The sequence below is a fragment of the Steroidobacter sp. genome (assembly GCF_036402275.1).
Lineage (GTDB): Bacteria > Pseudomonadota > Gammaproteobacteria > Steroidobacterales > Steroidobacteraceae > Steroidobacter.
The window spans coordinates 188,999-214,194 of record NZ_DASWTF010000002.1 but is presented as its reverse complement, the minus strand read 5'-3'; the positions used below and the strand labels follow the sequence as shown (position 1 = coordinate 214,194).

The window sequence follows — 25,196 nt, the reverse complement described above, 5'->3', positions numbered from 1 at the left end:
ATGTCCTTGTTTTCGCGCTTCCGCAAGGCGCCGGCCCCCGCAGCTCCGGCGCCACAGCCGGAGAAGATCCCTCCAAAGGTGTCCGCACCCGCCGCGCCAGATCCTGCCTTGCTCGCTGCGCAGGAGGAGCAAAGCTTGACGGCCGCGATTGCGACCGGCGATTTCCAGGCAGTGGCCCGGCTGGTGATCGAAGGCGCCTCCACCAAGATCAGGCAGCGGGCGGCCGAGGCCGTGGAAGATCCGGCGCAGATCCGCCAGTTGCTCAGGGACGCTCGAGGCGGCAAGGACAAGAGCGTCTATAAAATCCTGACGCGCAAACGCGATGCTCTGCTGGCGCACGAGCGTGAGACCCAGCATCTGCATGAGGAAGTCAGCGCCGTCGCTGCCGCCATCGAGCGGCACAGTCACCGGCATTTCGATCCTTTGTTCACGCCCACCTTGGAGCAGCTGGAGAATCGCTGGAAGGCCGTGGCCGCGCATGCGGAGCAAGCCGTTGCCGAAGCGACTCAGCAGGCGATCGATCGGTCGCGAGAAGTCATCGCTCAACACCTTCGGCAAGTCGCTGCCGAAGCTGCACGTGAGCTGGCCGCTGCCAACGCGGCAGCTCTCGCGCAGAAGCAACGTGAAGTCGAAGAGCAGGCCGCCGCTGCAGCCGCCGCTGAGCGGGCGCGAACTCTCGAAGAGGAGCGCAAGGCGCGGACCGAGAAGGCCGAGGCGGAAGGTCAGGCCCTGCGTCAAATCGGCGGATTGGTGCGCAAGGCGCACGGAGCTCTGGCCGCGGGCAGCAGCAGAACGGCTGCCGGACTACGTCGCGCGATCGAAGACAAATTATCCGCGGCGCCAGCGCTGCCGACGCATCTTGCGAATCAAATCAAACAGCTCGATGAGAAGCTGCAAGAGCTCGCCGACTGGAAAAGCTTTTCGGTGGCCCCGAAGCGCATCGAATTGATCGAACGGATGGAGGCGCTCATCGGCGCGACTTTGCATCCTTCGGCGCTCGCCGGTCACATCAAAGATCTGCAGGAACAGTGGCGCACACTGAGCAAAGGCGCGGGCGAAGCGGAGGCCGACTGGCAACGTTTCCACGAGGCGGCGCAAAAGGCCTATCAGCCGTGTCGTGAGTTCTTCGAGGCCCAGGCTCAGGTCAAGCAGGAGAACCTCCGTCAGCGCGGCTTGCTGTTCGAGCGTCTCGCCAACTTCGAGTCTCAGCACAATTGGGAGCAGCCCGACTGGCGGACCGTGATCACTGCCGTGCGTGAGGCGCGGCAATTGTGGCGTCAGCACTCACCCGTGGACCCGGCCGAAGCCGAGAGCCTGCAGAGCAAATTCAACGAGCTGACGGCAGCTTTGCAGAGCCGTATCGATGCGGAATACGCGCGCAACGTGAAGGAAAGAACGTCGCTCATCAATCGCGTGCGCGGCCTGTTGCAATCGTCGGATACCAAGAAGGCGATCGAGGAGGCGAAGCGGCTGCAGGAGCAATGGAAATCCGTGGGCCCGGTGCCGCGTGACGAGGATCGCAAGCTGTGGGAGGAGTTCCGCCAGCAATGCGATGCTTTGTTTCAGAAGCGTCAGCAGGAATTCGCCAGCCAGAACGAGGCCATCGAGAGCAAAAAATCTCAGGCGGTTGCCCTGTGCGAAGAGGTGGAGAAGATCGCCGCCCTCACCGACCATGATTTGCTCGAGAACGCCAAGAGACTTCCCGAACTGCGGCTCGCGTTCGACGCCATCGAGGAACTGCCGAAAGGCCACGCTCGCCAGTTGCAAGACAGGTTCGAGCGCGCGTTCGATCGCTGCCATAACGCAGTGGCTCGACAGCACGCGCTCGAAGCGGAGCAGGGTTGGACCGGCCTGTTCGACGCAGCCAACCAAGTGCGCGCATTCCGACTGGCGGTCGCGCGACAGGCCGACGCGGCGGAATGCGCGGCGTTGAGACAAGCTGCGGAAGATCGCTTGGCTGGCGCCGCCAAGTGGCCCAAGCGCGGACTGGAGACAGTGAAGGCTACGCTGGCTCGTGAGAGCGACAACGATCTGGTCGCGAACGAGCGAGCTCTTCGCATGCTCTGCATCCGCGCCGAGATTCTGACCGATACCCCGACGCCGGATGCTGACCAGACTCTGCGTCGGGAATATCAGATACAGCGCCTGCGAGACAGCATGGGGCAGGGAGTGAAGGCGGAGGAGGGGCAGCTCGATTCGTTGACGGTCGAATGGCTCGGCGTTGGGCCGGTCGAAGAGGCTGTGTACTCGCAGCTGCTGAATCGATTCAAGAAATGTCGGGAGAAGGCGTTGCTGTCGTCGAGGCGCAAGAGTTAGCTACCGACTGAGCTGTCCTGCCAGACTGTAAAGTCTGGAACGATCTCACGGCTCTGATCGTTCGGTAGCTCTCGCTCTCCTGTGTGCGTGATGGCGGAGACGAACCATGAGCCGTTTCTCGCGCGTAGGCCCGCGCTGGCTGGCGGTGCTGCTGGCCAGTACAGGCTCGTGTTGGGCGACGGAATCGATCGACGCCGATTGGCTGCGATCTAAGCAACCGGCAGCGCTGGAATTTGCAGATCCGAACGCTTCGATAGAGTCCTCCGTCGAAGCATTGCAACTCGCTCAGCAACAAGCCTCGGGCAGCGGTGTGACCTTAGTGGCCCCGCTACGCGACTTGGCCTACGCACTTGCCCGCGCCGGACAGCATCGCGAGGCGATTCCCCATTTGGAAAGAGCGTTGAGCATCGTGCGCGTCAACTATGGCGTGTTCGATCTACGCCAGATCGAGTTGTTGAAGCAGCTCGCAGCCAGCTTGAGCGCAGTGGGGCGCGATGCCGAAGCGCAGGAACACATGTTGTATGCGGTTCGTGCTGCCGAGAAAAATTATGGCTCGCCGGATGTGCGTGTGGTGCCGGCATACTGTGATCTTGGGAATTGGTTCGCGGACTCCGGCAAGTTCCGCGAATCGCGCATGGCCTATCAGGTGGCGCTCAACATCGTCGAAGCCAGCGCTGCTAACGACAATCTCGCCGCGGTCGAGCCTCTGCGCGATTTCGCCGCGAGTTTTATGCGAGAGCTGTCGCATCCTGCGACAGTGCGGCGTGAGCACATGCCCCCGGCTTTTGGTGGCATCAATACCATTCTGAAGACAGAAGTAGAAAGTCCGCGCGAGCTTGCGGCCGCTGCGGAGCATAGCCTTCGCGAGGCATTACGAATTCTCGATGGCAACCCACGTGCATCGACGGATCAGCTGATCGATACGCTGGTGCAGACGGGTGACTGGTTTCAAATTCGGAAGGCGCCGGCGAAGGCGTTGCCGTACTACCAGCGTGCTTGGCGGCTGATCGAATCAAATGCCGAGCAGGTGTCGCCGGGATCGCGGCTGGACATTCCCGTCCGTGTGTACTACCCGACGCCATTGATCGCGCGAAATCCACCGGCGCCGGAGGTCGAGTTGCGCTACGTCGAGTTGGAGTTCGACGTTGAGGCCGACGGATCTGTCTCGAAGGCGCGAGTGGTTGAACACGACACTCTCGATAAGTACGCGGCGGATGTTCTGGCAGCCATGCAAGAGGCGCGCTTCCGACCGAAGTTCATCCATGGAAACCCCGTAACGACGCGCGCCGTGAGCTATCGTCAGGTGCTGAGACTGAGCAGACCAGTGCGTTAGTGATAAATGCTAAGCTCACTGGATGACTCAGTCCTGGTGGCTCTATCTGCTCGCCTGCCGCGACGGCCGCACGTATGTCGGCATCGCAATCGACGTCGCCGCCCGGTTCGCCGTCCACATCAGCGGCAAAGGCGCGAAGTTCACGCGCTCCAACCCACCGACTCACGTGCTTGGCGCTCGCGCCTTCGCGAGCAAGTCAGAAGCGCTCAAGGCAGAGGCGGCGTTGAAGAAGCTCAACCGCACACAGCGGCTGGCCTGGGCGAAAGAATGCGATCCCCCAGGACCGGGTGGAGTGCCCGACGGTCCAGACCGTGATATTCGAATTCGCACGCCGCCTGCGATATAAAGTCGCTTTCGAGACCATGGGGCCAATCCGTGCAGGATGCGCAGCTCGTCGAAGACCTTCGGAACCGATTCAACGCGGGACAGCGGCTGAAGTTCGTTTTCTTTTGGGGCCACACCCGCAGCGGCGACCAGGTCACCGCGTCGTGCTTCAGCCAATGGTACGGCGCGCCGTTCGTCGTGGACGGACAACGTTATGCGACGGCCGAGCACTTCATGATGGCGGAGAAGGCCGCGCTCTTCGGCGACGAGGAGACCAGGCAGCAGGTGCTGCATGCCCCGAATCCAGGCGCGGCGAAAGCGCTCGGACGAAAGGTGCGTGGCTTCAATGAGAAAGTCTGGCAAGAGCATCGACTGAATATCGTGGTCCGCGCCAACCGCGCCAAGTTCTCGCAGAACCCCGAGCTCGAGCAGTTCCTGAAACTCACGGGCTCGAAAGTGCTGGTCGAAGCGAGCCCTTACGATCGCATCTGGGGCGTCGGGCTGGCGAGTGAAGATGAGCGAATCGGCGATCCGAACCAGTGGCGCGGCTTGAACCTGCTCGGCTTCGCGTTGATGCGCGTGCGGGACGAGGGCTAGAAACATGGCTCAGGTGATTCCCGATCCGAACAAGATCAAGAGCTTTCGCTCGGCCGCCGAGTTCGAGAAATGGCTGAGCAAACATCACGACCGCGAGACCGAGTTGTGGCTGCGGGTCTACAAGAGAGACTCGGGCCAGCCGACGGTGACTACCGCCGAGGCGCTGGACGTCGTGCTGTGCTGGGGCTGGATCGATGGGTTACGTAAGTCCTATGACGATGTCTCCTTTCTGCAGCGCTACTCGCCTCGCAAACCCAAGAGCATCTGGAGTGACATCAATCGCGACCATGTCGCGCGCCTAACCGCAGCCGGACGCATGACGCCCCACGGCCAGAAGTGCATCGACGCCGCGAAGGCCGACGGCCGCTGGGCCGCCGCCTATGCGCCTATTCGCAGCGCCTCCGCCGATACCATCCCCAAAGACCTTCGCGCCGCCATCGATGCCAACGCTCGCGCTCGCAAGACGTTTGAGTCGCTCAACCGACAGAACCTCTTCGCGCTGATCTTCCGCACCAACAACATGAAAACGCCCGCGGGGCGGGCGAAGAAGATCGCGACGCTGGTGGCGATGCTGGCCAAGGGCGAAACGATCGTGCCGCAGCGGCTGAAGAAGAAACCCGCGACCAAGCGATCCGGATAATCGTTTTTGAAAGCGATTCGACACCCGCTGCCTGGAATTGTTAGTAGGGCGATCCGTCCTTGCGTGTGATCCCTGTCGGTCCCCACTGCATGTCGATATCGGAATAGGTGCAGATGTCCTCACTGGGACGGCGGGATCCGATTTCCAAGATAGTGGCGGGAGCGTTGGAACGATTCTGCAGGTGATGGCCGTTTGCATCACCGGCTTTGAAGCCCGCACAGTCTCCCGCCCGCAGTACTTCCTCTCCCTCGTCAGTCATCAGGACGACTTCACCCTGCAAAACCCAGGTGAATTCGTCCTCGGCCGAATGCCAGTGCCGCTGACTCGACCACGCGCCCGGCGGCAGGTGTAGCAAATTGACGCCGAAATCGTTGAGACCTGCGGCATCGCCGATAGCTTGCCGCACACGTTCCCGGCACGGTGCATCGAATGGAGCAGGGTACTTCGAGCCCTTCCGTCGAGGAACAGATGACAAATCGATTCTTTTCACGACACGGCCCCAGATGAATCCGGCACGAGAGGCTACTGCTTCTTAGCTTGCTCCTCCGCGCGGGCCCCCGCCAGGATGCCGGGAAGCGCGTAATTTCCCTCGTGACATGCGTATTCGTGAATCAGCTCGTCGATGCGGTTGAACGGCAGCTCGCCGCTGAACGGCGCGGTGAATGTCGATGGATCCTCTACCGTGAACTTGTACAGCAGGACATTTGGCCCCGTGCGCGTGAACCGTTCGGTCACCTTTAATTTGTCGGACGCTCCGCGATAGGGCCACAACGGCGAAGTCTGCGCCAGTTGCGTCGGATGGATGTTCGTGGTTTCGACGACGAGCGTGTCGCCCTCCCAGTGTCCGATCGAATCTCCGAACCACGGGCGCACTTGCGATGGCGCATGGCCGGCCGCTCCCAAGCGAACGACACGCGCGTCATGGTTCATTTCAGTCATGATCATGACGTGATCTTTGGTCTGAACGATGGTGTAGTTGTTGTTGTAGAAATAGTTCGGGAGCATCGGCGGTCCGGCGTTCGATCCGAAGGAAACGATGCAGCGGTCGGACAGCGGCCTGACTTCGGGGTGATCGTATTCGCCGAACTTCCTCGTCAGCGCGATGCGTTCCGCCATGCGCTGTTTGCCTTCGGCGGTCAGTGCGGGAATGCGGCCGTCGGGCGGGTCGACGATGATGGAGCTACGAGCGACACCGTCGATGCGGATGACCTTGTTACCTGGGTCGAGCCAAAAGCCGTTATAGCCGCCGACTGCGCCACCGGCCGCTTCGGCAAATTGCTCGACGAACGTCTTCTCGCCCGGCGGCGACAGCGGGCCGTCGCCTCCCTTCGAAGGCGGCGGGGCGTTGGGATCACTGGGGCGGTCGCGGAACTCCTCCACGAGTTGGGCACGCTTTTCAAGCGCAGTCGCCTGTTCGTCGGTCAGCGTGAGTCCCTGTTTCCCCAGCCGTTCGAGAGGTGTCTGGGTTTCGTTGCTCCAGTTGCCCTGGAGATCGGGCTTGCCGTCAGCGGTGCGCGGTACGACCCAATTGGTGCCGCCCTTTGCAGGAACCTGCGCAGCGGAAGTTATAATCGAGAAGCCTAGCGACAGAACGAGTGCTCCGGCGAGCGAAGGCCCTTTGTGCCGCGGGAATCTTGCCTCAGCCATGTGATGCTCTCCTTGCAGCGCTGTCCGCTTCTGATGTTAGACAGCCTGCAGTCGGCGAACAAGAACGGCAGCGGGCAGCGCATCCAGCCATACCCGCTCGCGGCCTACGGCGCGGCATTCACCGTATATGTTTGCTCCATGGCCACCGTGGCGTTCGTGCTGTCGGTGGCGACCACGCGAAACACATTCGGGCCTACTGGTAGGGTCGAGAGATCCACGCCGTAGGCGTACTGGTCCGTGGTGGGGACCGGCGCGTACCTCACGGCCACCGAAGCTCCGTTGAGGAAAAATTCCACCGATAGGATGCCGGCATCCGAAGAGGCTCTGGCCGACAAGCCCAGGCGGCCGTTGGAGGGAACCGTTGTGTTGAAAAAAAACAGCACCGCCGGCGCGGGATTGTCGACTTGCAGGGTGCGTCTGTAGCCCAACGTCAGGCCGGGGGTTCTCTCGATAAATGCATACAGCTCGCGCTGACCGTCGACGAGCTGTTGCGCCGGTAGTGTGGCCGCAAATGTTCCACCGCCGGTGGCGCGAGCAAACGCGCCTCCGTCGATGGTGTATATGACCGCGGCGCCGGGCCCGGCGTTCTGCAGGCTGACTCGCACGGCACTGCGCACCGGCTCGGGCTGATCGATTTGAACCGTGGGGGGATTGCTGGGCGCAGGGTCGATGGCGATTTCCGTTTCGTGGCCGGGAGAGTGCAGCGGTATCGATCTTCCTTGCAGGACGACTGTCACCCGGTATGAAGCGGCAACGGGAACGGAGTCGTACCAGAAACCGTCGGCTCCATTCATTGCCGGGAATGATTCCACGATTTCCCAGCTGCCTGCGCCGACACGCCGCTCCACTTGGAAGCCGAGCTCGTTATCGAACAAATCGAACCAATCGATCGCCAGCATCGCACCGTTCAAGAGCATGCGCACCTGCGCGTCCTCGGCGCGTTGCTGGTCCGGGTCTGGCGGTGGAGGCGGTGGATTGTTTGGTGAGCCGCCGCCCGGCGGAGGGTTGCCGGTTCCGCCAGTGCCGCCGTTATCGCCGCCACCCCCGCCGCCGCAAGCGACGAGGACGCAGGAGAGCAACGCGAGAGCCAGAATCCGCTGAGCGATCACTTGTTTCTTCCCCCGGGCCGCCGTGCCCCGCTGCAAATGTTTGTTGTTCGGATGGGTCGCCGTCGTCGACGGGTTCAGCCGTCGCGGGATTCTAGCTTGCCCGGCGTGAGTTTTGGCAAAGACGAATCGGAGCAGAGATCGGTGTGTCAATTCCGTCGACACATTGCCACAATGTCCGCCATGGCGCGGCTAAGCGCGCTAGTGCTCGTGACCATGATCGTCTGCCCGATGCGCTTCGTAGTGCGCACGAAGTAAGTCACCGCCGAAGTCACGTTCCAAGTCGCGCCAGACACTGTGGATATGATTGGCGTTGTTCTGAGTGTTGTCGTACTCGATCAGGACAGTCGGGCCATGCACCCGGTAGTAATGCGGCTTCCCCGGCTCCTGGCTGCCAGCCCACCCGAAGTGCAGCTTGTCAAAGCCCGCGCGCTCGATGCGATCGAGCTGCTCTCGCGCAGCACTCTCCGTCATGCGATCAGAGTACACGTGCAGTAGCTTGCGCAATTGCGTTTGCTCACGCTGAGACATGTCGCCTGCCGCAAGCCCTTCGATGTTCAGCGAACGCACCTTTGGGTCGTTACGCGTGATGATGTCTGAGAACGCCTCATTAGAAAGGATCGCGCGGGTGCGTCGTTCATCCGGCAACATGCGTATCAGTTCGCGAGCCAAATCTTCTTCTGCCGCGAGCAATCGCAGACCGGCCTTCGGGCCGGATGGTACGCGCGCGGGATTCGAGCCCATGAACAGTGGCGCCACGACCTGAGTTTGCCCGTCGACGTGGGTCGCGTTGACAGAAAGATGATGGCCTTCGAATCGCCACGCCCAAGGTGCACGCGGACCGGGTTCCCCAAAAACCGCGGTGTAGTAGAGCTCCGGATCGCGGCGGGCATTCCCTTCGATCTCCGCCAGGATGGATTCGTGCTGCACGATCTGTTGAGCGGTCTTGACGCCCGCCGTGCTCAACGCGGAACGCAGCAATGGATCGATCAGCGTTTTCTGGTTTGCATCGAGCTCCGCCAGCGCAACGCCGGCGCGTCTCATGGGAACGTAATTCCAGTTCGTGCGCTCCGACGAATCGAATGACAACTTCGCTTGTGTTCGCTTGGCTTCCGGCAGCGATTGCAGAAGTGCACGCGCAGCCGCTGTGCCGGGAGACAGCTTGTCATCACTTTCATCGGGCTCGTTCGCGCGACTCGACATCACAGCAGCTCCCAAGCTGACGAAGATTACGACTGCGCCGACGAGCAGCACGGGTTTGGCGCGCTGGAGCGGGAGTCCGTTAGTCATGTGGAGGCACTCATGAAAGAGATTCCCCTATCCCCATGGTGTCGCTCCTTCGGGCGGCACTGTCCGATTACGCTTGGGTTCTCGGCACGGTTCCCGTAGCTTGCGAGGCCTCCTCGAAACACTCCATCAGCAATTCGGTAAGGACCCGCACCTTTCGTCCCGGATGCTGACCGGGCGGGCGGACGACATAGATGCCCGCCGAAGGTGGCGGATAGCGCGGCATGACCGGAACGAGCGCGCCGGAAGCGATATGTTGATCGGTCAGGCCGTCAGGCAGCCATGCGATGCCAAGACCTGCTAGCGCGGCGGCGACGAGCGCGGTGCCGTTGTCGGCCTTGAAGCGGCCCTGGGGACGAACCGTGACGATCTTGTCGCCATCCATGAATTGCCAGGTTTCGGTGCCTTGCATGAGGGCCGGGTGGGCAAGGAGCTCCTCCGGCGTTTCCGGGGAACCATGCGCTTCAATATAGTCCGGGCTTGCCACCAATTTCCCATAGATAGGCCCGACGCATCTTGCAACCAGATTGGAGTCCTGGAGATAGCCAACCCGGATCGCACAATCGAAACCTTCCGCGATCAGATCGACGAAACGGTCGGTGTAGGCGGTGTGGATGTGGAGCTGCGGGTGGCGTCGTGCCATATCCGCTAACACGTGAGCGAAGTGAGTCGGGCCGAAAGAAATCGGTACGGCGACCCGCAAGCGGCCGCGCAGCTCACCGTCGGGCAGGATCGTTTCTCTGGCCTGATCGATCTCGGCGCAGGCTCTGGCGGCATGATCTCGAAACGTGCTCCCGGCTTCGGTGAGCGCGGCGCCGCGCGTGGTTCGTGCAAGAAGCTGGACGCCAAGTTCCGCTTCGAGCCGGCCGAGCCGCCGACTTACGATTGACTTGGAGAGGCCGAGCCGGCGCGCGGCGGGCGAAACTCCTCCAGCATCCGCAACCTCTACAAATGTCCGCAAATCTTCGATATCCAACTTGGCGTTCCCGATTTCGCAATACAGCCTGACAAAGCTATCCCATTCGGCGTCGCCGATTCCGCGACACAGCTTGACACAAAACAGCGCTACCGCGTCACGCAGGAGAATGACAAGGTTCGCACCCCCGAGGCAGCGCCCCATCGGTGCCCGTCTCTCTTGCAAACCCGCCTCCCCACGACAGTAGCAAAGGATGTATTCATGACTTTTCGCAACGGCCTTGCGTCGCTTCTGCGTCCCGAAGACTCGGTGCTCGTTCTGATCGACCACCAGCCGTACCAGCTCACGAACCTCAACAGCCACGAACCGCAGATGGTGGTCAACAACGCGACGGCTCTGGCGAAGGCGGCGAAGGCATTCGGCGTGCCTACCATCCTGACGAGCGTCATCGCCGAGCGGGGCGGTTTCATCTTCCCACAGATCACCGATGTATTCCCCGGACAGGCGGTGATCGACCGGACGCTCATCAACACCTGGGAGGATCGGAAGGTGGTGGACGCGGTCCAGGCGACGGGCCGCAAGCAACTGATCATCGCGGGCCTGTGGACTGAGGTCTGCGTAGCGATGCCGGTGATTCAAGCGCTCGGCGAAGGCTGGGATGTGACGGTGATTACCGATGCGTCCGGCGGTGTTTCGGTCGAGGCCCACCAGGTCGCCATCCAGCGCATGATCGCGGCCGGCGCGAACATGATGACCTGGCTGGCGCTCGCCGCCGAATGGCAGCGCGACTGGGCTCGCGCCGACACCGCCGCCAAGCTGACGGAGGTGATCAAGCAGCATGCCGCCGGCAGCGGTATTGCGTATCTGTGGGAGCAGCAGTTGCTCAACACGCCAGCGCCGAGCACCGCGCGCTGATCCGAGCGGGGACGACGAAAAGGCCGAATGTTCTATCAGGCCCCGTCGTCCCCCTTTTTATACAAAGGATCATGAAGAGGTCGATAGATCGGATTTCCATCGGATGGAAATGCACAAGGCGCTGGTGCTCGATGCGATGAGCTCACTGTTCCAGCGTCACGATGCGTCGGCAGTGGAACGTCTCTACGCTCCGAATTATATCCAGCACAACCCCAATATCCCCCAAGGTCGCGACGCGTTGCAGTCGCTCGTCGCCAACCTGTCGCAGAACGTTTACTACGAGCCCGGCCTGATCGTCGCCGAAGGCGATTTTGTCGCCATCCACGGCCGCATCCGCGGCTGGGCGGACGCACCTCAGGTGGTGATCGATATCTTTAGAGTTGAGGGTGGCAAGCTAGCCGAGCATTGGGACGTGCTGCAGACTGAGGTGCCGGCAACGTCCGCCCTTGGCGGAATCTCGATGTTCGACCCCGAGGAACAAGCGCACCGCGCTCGAACGAGAACGGCGTAGGTGGCGGAGGAGCGCAGGACGCGAGCTTCATCAACCGCTCGTGGCCGGTTTGGGCGACGGGGAGTCTGCGGACGCCGAAAGTTCGCCAGCGACTCTACTTACCCCGCTCGGCTACTCTGTGCGCCACTTCTCCGGTCCGGCCTTTTTTGCACAATCATTTCGAACTTCTGGCCGTCATGGTAGCTGACGATGCCGCACATCCGCTTCCCATCGGATGCGAGCGAACCGTCGAAGCGAACGTCCCCCTCGGCGGATGCGACAACCATCGCCACGGTCTGGCCGTCGGACTTCAGGCTGCGAACCACCACCACGCCGGCATTGAGCGCAATCGATCCCGCCAACTCGGTACCTGACATCCCAAGGGAGAGAAGACCGAAGCTGGGAACACCTCCCACATCCATGAGCACGTCCCACAAACCCGAAAGTTCAGGCGGCTGACTTGGCTTTGTGGTCGACGCGCGGCACTCGAAACGCATGTTTACGGCCTCGCTTGCTGCCGCCGGAACAGCTACAAATGCCAACGCCACGCCAGCGATAATCGGATTCATTGCGTTCTCCATCTCAACATTTCGACGACGCGGAAGTGCGTGTTGCGGATGATGAGTTATCGTGCGGTCGCTCGCGCCCCCTTGGTGCCAGGCGGACGCGGCAGTGGGAGGAGTGGAGGCTGCGCAGTGACGAGAGCGTGTCGTACAGCGGCCCAAACGGCGCTCACCTAAGCAAGACGTCGAGCGCCGCCCGATAGCGCCGGCTGCCGTTCACCTGCGCGCCATTCTTGAGGAGAACGACGAAGTCTCCATTGAACATTGGCTGCACTTCGCGAATCTGGGCAATGCTGACGATTGCCGCCCGTGATACTCGGATGAAACGTTGTGGGTCGAGGCGGGACTCGAGGCTGGCCATTGTCTCGCGCAGCAGGTGCTGTTTCGCGCCTGTGTGGATCTCGACATAATTTCCTGCGGCGACGATGCGATCGACCTCGCCTATGTCGAGCAATCGAACGCGACCCTCGGAACGGATTGCCAGTCGCAAGGGATAACGCCGCAGCTCTCCTCGATCGATCGACTTCAAGGCTTCGGAAACGCGGCGGACGAAGCCATCATCGGGGTGGGCCAGGTGGGAACGAGCGCGCTGCAGGGCACGGCGAAAACGTTCCGGATCGATGGGCTTCAGCACGTAGTCGAGCGCTTGCGCATCGAACGCTCGCACGGCGTGTTGATCGAATGCGGTCACGAATACGACCGCTGGCATGCGGTTGCCCCCGATGGCTTCAATGACGGCGAACCCATCGAGCTCGGGCATCTGCACATCGAGGAACACGAGGTCGGGCGAAAGTGCGCTGATCGCCGAAATCGCAGCCTCACCGTCACCGCACTCTTGCACGACTTCGATGTCCGGCTCCTGCCGCAGCAGTCGCAATATCCCGCGGCGGGCGACTGGTTCATCGTCAACGATCAGCACCCGGATGGTCATGGGACGGTGCGCCAAGGTAGCTCGATCTCGGCGATGACGCCTCCGTCACCGGAATTGCGCACGTCGAAGCGTTGCCTTTCCCCATACAGCAAGCGCAACCGCGCCCTGGTGTTCGCCAGACCGACGCGTTCGGTCATCGCCGGTGGTAGACCTCGGCCGTCATCGACAACGCACAGCAGGAGGAAGTCGCCCTGCCGATCCGCTTTGATTTCCACTCGCCCCGGTCCAGCGCGCGTGGCCAGTCCATGGCGTAGCGCGTTCTCGACCAGGGGTTGGAGGATTAGGTTCGGAACCCGCGCTTCGAGAACCTGATCAGGAATGAGGATCCGGTAGCTCAGACGCTCGCCGAAGCGTGCCTGCTCGATCTCGAGGTAGCTCTCGAGAAAGCCAATCTCTTCGCCGAGCGTCACCTCATGCGTCTCGGCGCCGTCAAGCGAGCGGCGCAGTAACGAGCTGAGCTGCAGGAGGATCCGATTTGCCAAGTCGACATTCTCGTGCATCAGCACCGAGATCGTGTTGTGGGCGTTGAAAAGGAAGTGTGGCTGCAGCTGGGTGCGCAATGTCTGCAGGCGGGCATCGGCCAGCTGCGCTTCGAGGCGGAGCTGCCGACGATCCTTTTCTCGGGCGATCCGCACGAGTCGCTCCACATGTGCCGCGGCGACGATCAGCCAATATACCGGGATGTTTAATAGAAGCGTCGTGCTCAGCAGCCGGCCGAAGGTGCCGAGCCAGGTGGGTTCGACCTGGGTCGCACCGATGACTGGCGCCGCCAGCGCGAAGAGCGCCAGGTTGACCAGGGCGCAGGTGGCCGAAGCGACACCGTGCACCGCAAGCGCGGCCAGGAAGCACGGTCGTTGAAGCGGGAACCGCGCCTCGAGTCGAAGCGCGATCGGCGTGAGGGCAGCCCAAACCGCGGCCCAGACGAGCCAGATGGCACTGGCACGTGCCCACGCCAACGGTTCGCCGCGCACATGTGAGGCAACCCAGGCCTGCCCGGCGAAGAGCATCGCGACCAGTGTCCACGCCGCCAGAATGACTATGCCCCGGCGGCCGATTTCGGACCCGTTCTCCACCACCGGTCGCGCCCCTTCGTGCTTTTTTTCTCTAGCGAGCTGTGTCATCGGCCCGGCTGCCTCCAGTCGCCGACCCTGTCGCCGGCGTGGCAGCATACCCAATTACTTCATCAGCCCGTGAGTGGCGCACATCCATTCCTCGGCAATGCGACCATCGGCCATCGGCCATCGGAAGAGAGTGGTGCCGATGACCTGCACGGGCCCGACCCGTCCGAACAACCAACGGAATCTTTTGGAAGGAAAGTCATGGGAAAGCTTGAAGGTAAGGTTGCAGTCATCACGGGTGGATCGAGCGGCATGGCACTGGTTCGTGCGTCGCGCTGTTACTTCGGTGGATCGGCGCCGGTACGAGCTCTTCGTCACTCCCCAAAGGCTTGCGACTGTTGGCGAAGGCACGCGAAGTCATTCCAGAGCACGAGGAGCAGTTCGCCGGCGCCTTGTCAGCTCAACGAGCGTCGTACGCTGCGGCGCCTGCTGTTGCGGCTCATCTCCGGCTAGCGGGCTGGTCCCGCCTTCACGCTTTCCCAATCGCAAGCAACGAAGCACGCAGCCGGTCGCTCGAGAAATCGAGGAAGCGACGGATTTTCTGAGGGAGTTGTGTCAGCGGCGCATGCAGAGCGTGCACCGGCGCAGGTTCGCCCTCGAAGCCCTCGAGAAGTAGACGCAACCGACCGGCTCTGAGGGCATCTGCCGCCTGGTAGTGCAAGAGATGCACGAAGCCGAGTCCGGCCTCAGCCGCATCAACGGCCGCCTCGGCGCCTGAGACAAGCAAGCGTATCTGCCCAACAGGCCAATCGGGTGACCGCGCGCGCGGCCGGGAAGCAATGGCAGGTAGTGGGATGTTGAGAACTATCGAGGGCAGGGTTGCGAGATCGTCCGGCTGCTGCGGTGTCGGATACCGATCAAGAAACGCGGGGCTGGCGACGATGACGGATCGCATGCTGCCAAGCCTGGTGCCAATCAAACTGCTGTCCGGCAGCGCGCCGATCCGCACGGCGACGTCGGCGGCTCCCGCAGCCACATCAACATTAGCGTCGATGAGCTGCAGATCGACAGTGATTCCTTCGTGTTGCTGCAGGAAGTCACCGACGATCGGCAAGACGTGAAGGCGGCCGAACATTCGCGGCGCGCTCACCACCAATCGTCCGGTGGGCTCAACAAATTCGCCCGCCGCTTCGCGTTCGACCTCGTCGACTTGCGCGATGATGTGGCGCGCGCCTGCGAGGTAACGCTGCCCGGCATCGGTCAGTGACAGCGTGCGGGTCGAGCGGATCACGAGAACCGCGCCTAGATGCTCTTCCAGCTGTCCGATTTTTCGGGTGAGTGTAGCAACCGGCACGCCTCGCTTTCTCGCCGCGGCAGAGAAGCTTCCCGTATCCACTGTGTCGATCAGTAGTGACATGGCTTCCAGTCGATCCATCCATTTCCTCATCTTTTGCGTAGCTGCTCCTCAGACTCGTCTAATTGTTCGGCTCCGTCAATCTCACTACATTCATCGCATGGATGCGGCTGGAGACGGCAATGGGCTTTGGGTTCCTGGATGTGGCGGTGACGCCCGCTGTACGCGCGATACAACAACAACTCGGCGTCGCCGAGATGTGGGAGAACTTCAGGGGTAAGCGCGACTTCGATCGCTTCACCGAGCGCGAGGTTCGCTTCATCGCCGAGCGGGACAGTTTCTACATGGCGACGACGTCCGAGACCGGCTGGCCTTACATCCAGCACCGCGGCGGCCCACAGGGCTTCCTGAAGCTACTGGACGACCGGACGCTTGCCTTCGCCGATTATCGCGGAAACTTTCAATACATCAGTGCGGGCAATCTATCGGCAAACGACAAGGCCTGTTTGTTCCTGATGGATTATCCGCGTCGGGCCCGGCTCAAGATATATGTCCATGCGGAGTTGGTATCCCTCGATGCAGACGCCGCGCTGACAGCAGCAGTAGTGGATGGCGCGCGGAGCAAAGTCGAACGGATCGTGCGGCTGCGGTTGCAGAATTTCGACTGGAATTGCCATCAGCACATCGTCCCGCGCTACACCGAAGCGCAGCTTGAAGATGGCTTGCGCCAGATCAGCGACCGGGTGGCCGCACTGGAGGCGGAGAATGCCTCACTGGAGGCGGAGAATGCCTCACTGCATGCGCAGGTGGCACGCGCCTCGTAGTCGATGCGCGTGCCTCGAACAGATCCCGATTATCCCCATACAACTCCGATTCAAGGATCGTACTGTGTTGACTCTCTACTATTGCCCGTATGCCTGCTCGATGGCCTCCCATGTTGCGTTGGAAGAGGCCGGCGCGACTTTTGAGGCCAAAAAGATCAACATTTTTACCGGCGAACAACACAAACCCGAGTATCGTGCGATCAATCCACGGGCGAAGGTGCCGGCACTGCGCTTCAACGATGGTCGTGTGCTGTTGGAGACCACCGCAATCCTCGGATGGATCGGGACCGCGTATCCTCAGAAGAATCTGCTCGGCGTTGATCCGCTCGAGAGGGCGCGCACGATCGCGCATTGTGCGTGGCTTTCCGGGACCGTTCACCCGACGTTCAAGCAGTTCATTCATCCCGAGCACCTCGTCGCGGATGTCAGCTTGCACGCAGCCGTCAAGGCACAGGCCAAGGATAACTACTGGGCCTGCCTGCAGGAGATCGATGGCGCGCTGGCCGACCGTCCCTGGATCATGGGTGACGAGTTCACGCTCGCCGACCCCTATGCTCTGGTCTTCTTCCCGTGGGGCCGCGAGTTGGGGTTGCCGATCATGAAATTGACAAACTTGGTTGCCCTAAAGAACCGCCTCATCGAGCGGCCCGCCGCACGCCGAGCACTTGAACGGGAGAAAAGCGTCCTTCTGACCATCTGAATAACGTCTAGCTTGCGACGCCTGCTCGAAGCACCTATGAGCAATTCCGTAAGTACCCGCACCTTCGTCCCGGATGCTGACCGGGCGGGCGGACGAGGCCGGCAACGGACAGATTCAGAAACATTTCGGAGGCGAAATTGGTAACATTACGCCGCAAGAGGCATTGATCTAGGCAAGTTTCGAGGAAAGAGCTGGCGATCGATGAATATAAGAGTCTAAGGGAGTACGCCGATGCCATCGACTTTGGATCTTGCTCCATGAAGCGCCATACAGAACTTTTCCAGAGCGTTCGCAAGCGAACCGGCATGTACGTTATGAATGAGACGTACGAGTCGGTGGCGTTTGTAACGGGCTGCGATCGACACATTGTTTGATCTCATCGGCGAATTCGATCAAGCGACATCGCAGCACGATGGACTGAAGAGGATTTTTCTAGCCATGGATGCGCTGGAGAAGCCACGGGCGCGATCCAGGCCCGCAGGGTGAGAGCGCATGCGCCAACCGACGGCGCAGGCCGGTTGCGCGACTGTGGGGAGCGTGTTGATGCACCGATCGGGCAGTCATCCTCTCTGAGCGTCAAGCAGAGTTCCATGAGCGCTGTATTGAAGAAGAACGTATCTCCATACCGCCGTGGAATTTGGAAGATTGACCCGCGGTACCGCGTTGCCCATGAATCATTGGCTGCACGACAGCTCGATGCCATTTTTCGGCTGAGTTCGGTGGATGTGGCGAAGAAACAGGTGCCTCCGATCGCGCCAGGCGATCTGCTTCGCATCTCGGAACTCCGTAAATAACTGGGCAGTTTGCCGAGTTAATTGATGCCCGACTGCCGACTGAGATGAGGCAGGTGTTTATCAAGGCAATCGACGCCGCTCGCGAGGAGGTTTCACCGCCGGACGTTTCCGCAGAAACGCCGAATGTAAAATTCCTCCCGACACAGTCGGCACAAGTTCGAGTCGGGCGACGATCCGGCTGATCTCCAGCTCTCTACGTTCCATGTCACAATCCGCCTCCCTGTAACTTTTCCAATCTCGCCCGTACAAAAAATCCAGCGTGGACCATCGGCGACAGTTTGCACCTTGCGAGAGCTCGCGCGTAGGCTCGCGCGCGCAAGTCAGAAGAATCTCCGGGCACGCGCATATTCCAAAGAATCTGTGGCATCCGGTTCTCGGCGGCGACGCCGAGATACCGCACGTGACCGGCTATCACTAGCAATCAGACGAAGAAGGGTGAGAGACGATGTTCCGAATGCATGCACTCGTTGCAGTCAGTGCTCTATTGCTGTCCGTTGTCGGCGTCGGGTCCGCGGAAGCAGCCAATCCGCTGGGAATCGCCTGGAAGTATGTGACCAACGTGCCGTTATACGGCAAACCCACCGGCATGCTCATCGCCGGGCGCTGCAATCGTAACGACCCTGCATTCCAAGCGGCGCGACAGAAGGGTGCGGAGGTTCTCGCCTATATCAATCCCATAGCGCGGCCGGATCACTTCGTGTGTGCGCTCGATACTCAGTTCTATATGAATGACATCGGCCAGGTGCCGCTGTGGCCCTATCCGACGTACGGACAGAGAAGCCCGTGGGCGAACACGCGCATGACTGATATTCGCGCCGGCTCGGATTGGTCGGATCACGTGGTCAGCTATGTCGAGCGCCTGATGCGCGAAGGCAAGGTCGATGGCGTATTTCTGGATACGGTGGGAGTGCGCCCGTGGAGCAGTCTTGCCGAGTGGGGTTCGTGGCCGCTGTGGGAAAAGAATGCGTACGTGGCGGGGAACATCGATCTGGTGCGGCGCCTGGACGCGAAACGGCGGGCGATCAAGCCCGGTTTCATTATCGTGAACAACAATGTTTGGGAAGCCGGTACCATCAAAGCGCTCACGGGTGAGCGCTACGTCGACGGCGTCGTGCTCGAGCATCCGAAGCCGCTGTCACCCTGGCATGTGAGCTACGCGGGCAGGCCGTTCGGCAATCTCGGCCACCGGCGGGTGCTGGTGATCGCGAACACACGATCGGAGGCACAGGCGTGGGCCCGGGTGCCGGGCGTCACGCATGTGTCAGATCAGACGACGTCCCAATACAAACATCCGAATGTACCCGCCGTATCGTTCCAAGCCCTGAACGATCGATAGCGGCCTGAAGCGGCAGTCAGATCAACGTCGCTCTGACTGCCGCAGCAGGGCGGCTAGGTGCTGCTCCCAGACTTTGGCGATCGTATGCGTTCCGTGGCCGACCGTGTCCGGACCGAACGGGATCACGATTGCTTTGCCACCCGGCACTCGACGGATCTCGCGCTCGAGGATCTGGAGCTCGGGAGGATTGATGAGGTCGTCGGCAGAATTGATCGCCACCAGCGGCGCGCGAATCTTCTCCAGCTGCGGCGCTGGATCGTAGTCTTCAGAGGCCGAGACTTGATAAAGGATGTCGTTGGCATCGGCCGTTTTCAGCGCGTTGGCGACGTAAGCATCCAGCACTTCGTCGCTACGACGTAGCGTCGGCATCTGCTCCTGACGAAGCACGGGATTGCTGCCCATCAAGAACAACATCTGCTGCGCTGTCTTCAGCGAGGGCGGCTGCTCTTTATAGTTTCCTTGCTGCCACAGAGGATCGTTGCGGATCGCGTCGATGACCACGCGTCGCCAGGCGCGATTGCGTCCCGAGATCTGCCCTGGAAGGCTGGCGAGCGGCATGAGTGCATCCATCATTTGCGGGTGCAGTTCGCCCCACAGCCAGCTGTGCATGCCGCCCATGGACGTGCCCATCACCAGGCGCAGGTGTTCGACGCCGAGCTCCTTCAACAGCAAGCGCTGTGCCTCGATCATGTCGACATAGCCATAGCGCGGAAACTTGGCGCGCAGCCCGTCGCTCGGTTTGCTGGATTTGCCGTGACCGATGCCATCGGGCAGGACGATGAAATACTTGGTAGCATCCAGGACGCCGCCCGCTCGAAACAGGTGATCTGCGAATTCGGCGCGCAGGAATTGAGCGCCACTCCCGCCCGTGCCGTGCAGAACCAACACCGCGTTCTTCGCCACGCCCTTCGCATCACGTTCGAGCTTGCCGACCGTTCGGTAGTGCACGCGCAGCTCCGGCAAAGCTTCGCTCGATTTGAAACGAAAGTCGCGGAGGACCACGTCGCCTTCGACGGGTTGCGGATAGGTCGCCTGCGCCATGCAGATCGTCTGCACGGCAAACTGGCACAGCAGCAGCACTAGAATTCGGATCATGCGGTGAGTTCCAATGGGTGAGGTGTCCGTCGCCGCGCGCCCTTATATCAAACCTGGGCGCAGCTTGCCGATTCCCAGTCCCGAGGCTCACGTACTGTAAAGTGCGGCGATGACCGAGCTCACCATCCGGTCGCAACGCTGGCCGGCAAAGGGGAAGGCGTCGCCGAGCGCGCCGTGCAGTTCCGTCGAAAGCGATTTGCGAAGCAGTTTTCGAGCTCTGGAGTAGCGGCTGCGCACCGTGGCCTGAGGAATGCCCAGAGCTTCGGAAGTTTCTTCGATCGACAGCTCCTGCACGCCGTGCAGGACGAACACCACACAGTACGGGTCGGGCAGGCGGTCGATTTTGGCTTCGAGCAAACGGCGAATCTCCTCCCTGCCGAGCGCCTGATCCGGTTGCTCTGGGGCGTCGTCGTCGCGGTCCGTTCGTTCCCGCATGGGGTTGCTCGACTGCACCATGTTCTGCCGGTGGGAGACTTTGCGCAGACGTCCCGCGGCGAGGTTCACGACGATCCGAATCAGCCACGTCGAAAGCTTCGCGTCGTGTCGAAAGCTTCCGAGGCCGCGATAAGCGAGCAGGAAGCCCTCCTGCACCACATCTTCGGCTTCCGTATCGTCTTTCAGAATGCTGCGCGCCGTCCGGTACATCGCCTGGTCGTACCGGCGGATCAGCGCTGCCATGGCAGTGCGGTCTCCAGCCAAGACGGCGCTGACCAGGTCCGCGTCAGCTACAGCCGTCAGATCCGCACTGCCAAGGGTGTGCTTCGAGCTCACAACGATTTCAAATACTGCACCAGGTCGCGTTTTTCGGCAGCGGACAAGCCGAGCGTGAAATGTCTGTCGTAATGATCGACGACGGCTTCGAGCGTCGCGAATCGACCGTCGTGATAGTAGCCGCCTTTGCCGTGCGTCCACAGTCCCTTGAGAGGCGCCGTGCGGTAATGCTCGTCCGGCGAGCGATCGGCCTGGAAGCTGTCGATGCCGATCTCGTCCGGGGTATGCATGTTCCAGCCGGGCTCGGTGTACAGCGGCGGCACGTGGCAGCGAGCGCAGTCGCCGTTGCCTGCGAATACTTCCGCTCCGCGTTTGGCTGCGGCAGCGTCGAAACTACCGCGAGGTGGGCGCGGCGCCGGCAGGGCGAGCTGATAAAGATGGAGCGGGGCAAGCTTCTCCGTGACCAGGTCCGGCGTGCGGCGGACGTCGCCGAAACCCGCCTGTGCAGCGATCGGAAACTTGAGTGCATCGTTCAGGCGCGGATCGAAGAATGTGCCTTGGCCCTGCATCTCCAGATTGGCGACGAAACCGTTCCAATGGGTCACCGAGCCCCAACCGGTCCAGGTGTGCAAATTGACGCCGGCCAGGCCGAAGGCGGGCGGGATCAACGTCGCGGCCGACTTGCCATCAGGTCGGAAGGCTTTGCCGTCCATCAACAACTCGGCGTCGAACTTGCCAGGCCCCCAACTGCGCAACACGGTTCGCACGGTCGCGGCGTCGATGGACGGGTCGACGATACGGAGCAGATCGACAAACGGTTGCACGTTAGGAGAGAGCGCGATGATCGCGCCCACGTTCAGATCGCGTGCTGCCCACCCATCGAGTCGCCGGCCGATGCTGGGCCCGAAAGAATTGTCTACCGTCGAATGGCACAGGGCGCAGGTAATGCCGACCGACCGCAGCCGTTGTCCCGTGTCATCGAAGAACCCACGCACGCCGACAACGGCATTCAGCTTCAACAGCGCCAATGTCGTTGCGGGAGCTTCCAGGTTGACGCGGCCTCGTTGCAAATCATTGCGCAGACTCTCGGGCAGCGCATCGACATCGACTTTGAGTCCCAGCGCGAGCGCCGCTTTCGGACTCAGTCCAGCGCCGACGCCGCCACTCGCGCTTCCGGCAATCGCTGTATGCAAGCGCAACGTATCGCCCCAAAACACTTCGTCGCCGAAGGTGTCGTGGCGGAAAATCGCTCTGCCTTCCCGGACCTGTTCGAGCGCGTGTTGAAGGTTGCGTAAATCGATGCGCGACACCTCGTCATTGCCATCGTCTTGCAAAGTCTCCTCGGCGCCTGCAGCCATGACCGCGATTCCGAGCCAACTCAACGAAGCAATCGCCGCTCCGGCCAACCAGCGTTTCATGTCAGTCTCCCCGCAATGCGCACGGGTCAGTGCATATAATTAGATGCGGCGGGTCTGATGTCTGTGCCAGGTTTTGTATTCGGCGGAGGGGCGTCAACGAACGTGACGGCAGTAGGGGACGTTGACTACACGACCGCGGCCCGATCAGGATGGTTTGCATGAAACGTTTCGTATCGCTGGCATGGGTGACGCTGCTGTTTTGGGCAAGCGCCGGCGCACAGCCCGTCGTCGTGGAGCTATTCACTTCGCAAGGTTGCAGCTCGTGTCCGCCCGCGGACGCCTTGCTCGGCGAGCTCGCGCACAGGCCCGGCGTCATTGCGTTGGCCTATCACGTCGACTATTGGGACGATCTCGGCTGGAAGGATCGATATTCGATGCCGGAGGCCACGCAACGTCAGAAAGGATACGTGAGGCGATTGTCGCGCTCCGGGACTTTTACACCTCAGATGGTCGTGAGCGGAGACACGAGTTTGGTGGGATCGAATCGAAGCGCGGTGGAGCAGGCGCTCGCAAGCGATCGTGATGCGCTGGGCCTGACCATGTCGAAGGTCGGGCGCAACGTGCAGATAGAGTTCACGGAAGCGTGGCGCGAATCGATGGACGTGTATTTCGTTTCTTATCTCGCCGAGGCCACGGATAAAATCGCCGGCGGCGAAAATGCGCGCCGGACGCTGAAGCATTTCAACGTCGTTCGATCCATCAAGCGGCTGGGGACCTGGAATGGCAAACCGCAGCGGATGACAGCATCGCTTGCGGAGCTGCCGCGGGATGCGACCGGCGTCGCAGTCATCCTGCAGCGGAAGAATCAGGGCGCCATTGCCGGGGCAGCGAACCTGGCGCTTCGGTGACGTCAGCATCATTTATTTTTTTAGACCCGAGGAGCAGACCTGCATGACCAGGATCCGAGTGGCTGGCTTTGCAATTTCCCTGGACGGATTCGGCGCCGGTCCGAATCAGTCACTCGAGCATCCGCTCGGCGTCGGCGGACTCGCGCTTCACGAGTGGGCCTTCGGCACTCGAACCTTCCAGAAGATGCACGGCCACGGCGACGGCAGCACTGGCATCGATGATGACTTCTTGGCTCGCGGTGTCGAGAACGTTGGGGCGTGGATTCTGGGTCGAAACATGTTCGCGCCCAGTCGGGGCGCGTGGCCCGACGATCAATGGAAGGGTTGGTGGGGACCGAATCCGCCTTATCACACGCCCGTGTTTGTTCTAACCAATCATCCGCGTGCTTCCATCGAAATGGAGGGCGGAACTACGTTTCATTTCGTGACGGAAGGAATTCACGCGGCGCTCGAACGCGCGGTCGCCGCTGCCAACGGCAAAGACGTCCGCATCGGTGGCGGTGCCGCGACGATCCGCCAATTCCTGCAGGCGCGGCTCATCGACGAGATGCACGTGGCGATCGTGCCCATACTGCTCGGACGCGGTGAGTCCCTGTTCGCGGGGCTGGATCTCGCCGAGCTCGGCTATCGCGTGACCGACCGTCGAACTTCTGAACAGGTGTTACACGTGATCATCGGGCGAGCAACGGGCGGTTAGCCGCCCGAGCTGGATGATTCCCCCGGCAGCTGGCTCAGAAAATCACTGAGGCTCTGCCGGCCGTCGCTGAATTCCTCATAGCGGCGCGGCGCATTCGGGACGCCGCGCGCGGTGAGCTGGATTCGAGTCGAGCGCGAGATCGCCCGCAGGTCGGCGCGCTCGATGGGGAAATAAATGTGAGTCGATCCGGAGATGGGCAGAGGCAGCGCCGACTGGCTGATGCCCAGCTCGGAAGCTTTGCCCGCGTGTCGGGTCAGCGCCAGCGTGCGGTCCGCCACCTGAAGCTCCACTTGCTGGAAGGAATCTTCGAAGGTTTCTGGGCTGCGAGAAACATCAGCCGTAGTCCACAGGATGGCGACCAGATACAGGCGACGATCGCCCATCCGATTGACTTCGATTGCCGTCAGCTGCGCGTAGTCGCGCTCGTTGAACACGGGTGGCGGATCGGAGCGAACCATAACCATCGGTTCGGTTTGAGCGGTGATCGTGACCGACGAAACCGGATCCATCCAGGACTTCACCGTGGGCTGCGACGCGCAGCCGACCAGCATCAAGCCCACCAACAGCGCCGAATATTTCTTCATGTCAGACCTGCCGACTCGCCGACGGAAATTTTCCCTGCGTGGGGAATCATACAGACGAGCGTGCGGCGCTTGCACTGTCGGAAATCGTGACATGCCGCATTTGCAGCATTGTCGGCGAACGGCGTCAACGTCGGAGGGTTTAACAGGTTTTTATTTCCGGTGCGTGGTTTGCATTAAACGGCGGGAACCTCAAACGAAGGAGGAATCCCATGAGCAAGCTGATAAGAAACACGTTGTGCGTTGCCGCGCTCGGTACGGGTCTGTCGCTGGCCTATTTTGCTTTCGCAACGGCGCCTGGCGATGGGGAAGAGCCACCGCCGCCGACGCTCAACGATTGCAGCCCGGGTTTCTGGAAGACTCATACGGAGATTTGGTTCGGCACCGATGCGTGTGGCGCGGCGTGCGATGATTTGTTGTCCGATCTCGCAAGCAGAGGCCCGGGCAGCGATGCACAACGTCACGACGCGGCAGCCACTTTGAACGCGTGGGCGGATTTGCAAGGCATCGACTACTGCCCGAACGAGTAGCAGCTGCCGGCCCGTCAGTCGCACGCAGCCACTTGAAAGAAAACGCCGCCTTCGGGGCGGCGTTTTCATTTGCGCAGGGGGCGGCGGGCAATGTTTCTTTTCTGAGGAACTAAGTACATCGAGCGCCCGTTGTCTGCGCGCTGCCCGGGGCCTCACTGTCGACTCCCTTTACTCCTTTCTCGGCC

27 protein-coding genes and 1 pseudogene are annotated in these 25,196 nt (G+C 61.4%); 15 read left to right on the top strand and 13 right to left on the bottom strand.

All coding sequences use genetic code 11. The features are described 5' to 3' along the window. From VGD45_RS01040 to VGD45_RS01020, 5 genes are all read left to right on the top strand, one after another. Window positions 1–2,316, top strand: coding sequence for a DUF349 domain-containing protein (locus tag VGD45_RS01040; RefSeq protein ID WP_331153404.1), 2,316 nt, complete (start codon window positions 1–3; stop codon window positions 2,314–2,316). Window positions 2,317–2,422: 106 nt separating this feature from the next. Further along, window positions 2,423–3,649 (top strand): tetratricopeptide repeat protein, encoded by a 1,227-nt coding sequence (locus VGD45_RS01035; protein ID WP_331153403.1) that lies wholly within the window; start codon window positions 2,423–2,425, stop codon window positions 3,647–3,649. Between the two features lie 22 nt (window positions 3,650–3,671). Beyond that, on the top strand, window positions 3,672–3,995 hold the full coding sequence (locus VGD45_RS01030; protein WP_331153402.1) for a GIY-YIG nuclease family protein: 324 nt from the start codon (window positions 3,672–3,674) through the stop codon (window positions 3,993–3,995). A gap of 29 nt (window positions 3,996–4,024) precedes the next feature. After that, complete coding sequence (locus VGD45_RS01025) at window positions 4,025–4,570, top strand: NADAR family protein (RefSeq protein WP_331153401.1); 546 nt, start codon at window positions 4,025–4,027, stop codon at window positions 4,568–4,570. A 4-nt stretch (window positions 4,571–4,574) separates the two neighbouring features. Beyond that, window positions 4,575–5,210: a YdeI/OmpD-associated family protein gene (locus VGD45_RS01020; protein WP_331153400.1), complete on the top strand. Its 636-nt coding sequence runs from the start codon at window positions 4,575–4,577 to the stop codon at window positions 5,208–5,210. A gap of 40 nt (window positions 5,211–5,250) precedes the next feature. Here VGD45_RS01020 and VGD45_RS01015 read toward each other — a convergent pair whose 3' ends face one another. The 5 genes from VGD45_RS01015 to VGD45_RS00995 all read right to left on the bottom strand — a co-directional run bounded on the left by VGD45_RS01015 (window position 5,251) and on the right by VGD45_RS00995 (window position 10,226). Continuing rightward, on the bottom strand, window positions 5,251–5,700 hold the full coding sequence (locus VGD45_RS01015) for a cupin domain-containing protein (protein WP_331153399.1): 450 nt from the start codon (window positions 5,698–5,700) through the stop codon (window positions 5,251–5,253). A gap of 32 nt (window positions 5,701–5,732) precedes the next feature. Then, on the bottom strand, window positions 5,733–6,857 hold the full coding sequence (locus VGD45_RS01010) for a hypothetical protein (protein ID WP_331153398.1): 1,125 nt from the start codon (window positions 6,855–6,857) through the stop codon (window positions 5,733–5,735). Window positions 6,858–6,961: 104 nt separating this feature from the next. Next, window positions 6,962–7,966, bottom strand: coding sequence for a hypothetical protein (locus tag VGD45_RS01005; RefSeq protein ID WP_331153397.1), 1,005 nt, complete (start codon window positions 7,964–7,966; stop codon window positions 6,962–6,964). A 198-nt stretch (window positions 7,967–8,164) separates the two neighbouring features. Beyond that, complete coding sequence (locus VGD45_RS01000) at window positions 8,165–9,253, bottom strand: DUF3500 domain-containing protein (RefSeq protein WP_331153396.1); 1,089 nt, start codon at window positions 9,251–9,253, stop codon at window positions 8,165–8,167. 67 nt (window positions 9,254–9,320) lie between these two features. Further along, window positions 9,321–10,226: a LysR family transcriptional regulator gene (locus VGD45_RS00995; protein ID WP_349263183.1), complete on the bottom strand. Its 906-nt coding sequence runs from the start codon at window positions 10,224–10,226 to the stop codon at window positions 9,321–9,323. Window positions 10,227–10,427: 201 nt separating this feature from the next. Between VGD45_RS00995 and VGD45_RS00990 the strand changes: the two genes are divergently transcribed. Beyond that, window positions 10,428–11,081, top strand: a complete 654-nt coding sequence (locus VGD45_RS00990) for a hydrolase (protein ID WP_349263175.1) — start codon at window positions 10,428–10,430, stop codon at window positions 11,079–11,081. A 109-nt stretch (window positions 11,082–11,190) separates the two neighbouring features. Continuing rightward, window positions 11,191–11,592 carry a nuclear transport factor 2 family protein gene (locus VGD45_RS00985; protein ID WP_331153393.1) on the top strand — a complete coding sequence of 134 codons (402 nt, stop codon included), beginning with the start codon at window positions 11,191–11,193 and terminating at the stop codon, window positions 11,590–11,592. A gap of 98 nt (window positions 11,593–11,690) precedes the next feature. On the opposite strand, the gene VGD45_RS00980 is transcribed toward VGD45_RS00985, so the two are convergent. The 3 genes from VGD45_RS00980 to VGD45_RS00970 form a co-directional block, all read right to left on the bottom strand. After that, window positions 11,691–12,140, bottom strand: coding sequence for a hypothetical protein (locus VGD45_RS00980; protein WP_331153392.1), 450 nt, complete (start codon window positions 12,138–12,140; stop codon window positions 11,691–11,693). 163 nt (window positions 12,141–12,303) lie between these two features. Next, the gene (locus tag VGD45_RS00975; RefSeq protein WP_331153391.1) at window positions 12,304–13,065 is read right to left on the bottom strand and encodes a LytR/AlgR family response regulator transcription factor; all 762 of its coding nucleotides are present in this window, start codon (window positions 13,063–13,065) and stop codon (window positions 12,304–12,306) included. Next, window positions 13,062–14,186 carry a sensor histidine kinase gene (locus VGD45_RS00970; RefSeq protein ID WP_331153390.1) on the bottom strand — a complete coding sequence of 375 codons (1,125 nt, stop codon included), beginning with the start codon at window positions 14,184–14,186 and terminating at the stop codon, window positions 13,062–13,064. Before VGD45_RS00970 ends, VGD45_RS00975 begins: the two co-directional genes overlap by 4 nt. Window positions 14,187–14,384: 198 nt before the next feature. Between VGD45_RS00970 and VGD45_RS34260 the strand changes: the two are divergent. Continuing rightward, a pseudogene (locus tag VGD45_RS34260) lies at window positions 14,385–14,459 on the top strand (dehydrogenase); the annotation flags it as partial. A 193-nt stretch (window positions 14,460–14,652) separates the two neighbouring features. On the opposite strand, the gene VGD45_RS00965 reads toward VGD45_RS34260, so the two are convergent. After that, a complete protein-coding gene (locus VGD45_RS00965; RefSeq protein WP_331153389.1) occupies window positions 14,653–15,558 on the bottom strand; it encodes a LysR family transcriptional regulator in 906 nt (301 codons plus the stop codon). 101 nt (window positions 15,559–15,659) lie between these two features. Here VGD45_RS00965 and VGD45_RS00960 point away from each other — a divergent pair, with 101 nt between their 5' ends. The 4 genes from VGD45_RS00960 (at window position 15,660) to VGD45_RS00945 (ending at window position 19,131) form a co-directional block, all read left to right on the top strand. Continuing rightward, the gene (locus tag VGD45_RS00960) at window positions 15,660–16,301 is read left to right on the top strand and encodes a pyridoxamine 5'-phosphate oxidase family protein (RefSeq protein ID WP_349263182.1); all 642 of its coding nucleotides are present in this window, start codon (window positions 15,660–15,662) and stop codon (window positions 16,299–16,301) included. Window positions 16,302–16,365: 64 nt separating this feature from the next. Beyond that, window positions 16,366–17,001: a glutathione S-transferase family protein gene (locus VGD45_RS00955; protein ID WP_331153387.1), complete on the top strand. Its 636-nt coding sequence runs from the start codon at window positions 16,366–16,368 to the stop codon at window positions 16,999–17,001. A 590-nt stretch (window positions 17,002–17,591) separates the two neighbouring features. Then, window positions 17,592–17,795, top strand: coding sequence for a hypothetical protein (locus VGD45_RS00950; protein ID WP_331153386.1), 204 nt, complete (start codon window positions 17,592–17,594; stop codon window positions 17,793–17,795). Window positions 17,796–18,249: 454 nt separating this feature from the next. After that, window positions 18,250–19,131 carry a hypothetical protein gene (locus tag VGD45_RS00945; RefSeq protein WP_331153385.1) on the top strand — a complete coding sequence of 294 codons (882 nt, stop codon included), beginning with the start codon at window positions 18,250–18,252 and terminating at the stop codon, window positions 19,129–19,131. A gap of 21 nt (window positions 19,132–19,152) precedes the next feature. Here the strand turns inward: VGD45_RS00945 and VGD45_RS00940 are convergent, their stop codons facing one another. The 3 genes from VGD45_RS00940 to VGD45_RS00930 form a co-directional block, all read right to left on the bottom strand. Continuing rightward, on the bottom strand, window positions 19,153–20,226 hold the full coding sequence (locus VGD45_RS00940) for an alpha/beta fold hydrolase (RefSeq protein ID WP_331153384.1): 1,074 nt from the start codon (window positions 20,224–20,226) through the stop codon (window positions 19,153–19,155). 87 nt (window positions 20,227–20,313) lie between these two features. After that, window positions 20,314–20,997, bottom strand: a complete 684-nt coding sequence (locus tag VGD45_RS00935; protein WP_331153383.1) for an RNA polymerase sigma factor — start codon at window positions 20,995–20,997, stop codon at window positions 20,314–20,316. Continuing rightward, on the bottom strand, window positions 20,994–22,355 hold the full coding sequence (locus VGD45_RS00930; RefSeq protein ID WP_331153382.1) for a hypothetical protein: 1,362 nt from the start codon (window positions 22,353–22,355) through the stop codon (window positions 20,994–20,996). Before VGD45_RS00930 ends, VGD45_RS00935 begins: the two co-directional genes overlap by 4 nt. A 158-nt stretch (window positions 22,356–22,513) precedes the next feature. On the opposite strand from VGD45_RS00930, the gene VGD45_RS00925 reads away from it, so the two are divergent. Together VGD45_RS00925 and VGD45_RS00920 are read left to right on the top strand one after the other, a co-directional pair. Beyond that, a complete protein-coding gene (locus tag VGD45_RS00925; protein ID WP_331153381.1) occupies window positions 22,514–23,203 on the top strand; it encodes a DUF1223 domain-containing protein in 690 nt (229 codons plus the stop codon). 43 nt (window positions 23,204–23,246) lie between these two features. Then, a complete protein-coding gene (locus VGD45_RS00920; RefSeq protein ID WP_331153380.1) occupies window positions 23,247–23,900 on the top strand; it encodes a dihydrofolate reductase family protein in 654 nt (217 codons plus the stop codon). Here the strand turns inward: VGD45_RS00920 and VGD45_RS00915 are convergent. After that, window positions 23,897–24,484 (bottom strand): hypothetical protein, encoded by a 588-nt coding sequence (locus VGD45_RS00915; RefSeq protein WP_331153379.1) that lies wholly within the window; start codon window positions 24,482–24,484, stop codon window positions 23,897–23,899. The two genes, VGD45_RS00920 and VGD45_RS00915, sit on opposite strands and share 4 nt — an antisense overlap. A 209-nt stretch (window positions 24,485–24,693) precedes the next feature. Between VGD45_RS00915 and VGD45_RS00910 the strand changes: the two genes are divergently transcribed. Continuing rightward, window positions 24,694–25,011, top strand: coding sequence for a hypothetical protein (locus VGD45_RS00910; protein WP_331153378.1), 318 nt, complete (start codon window positions 24,694–24,696; stop codon window positions 25,009–25,011). Window positions 25,012–25,196: the final 185 nt, after the last annotated feature.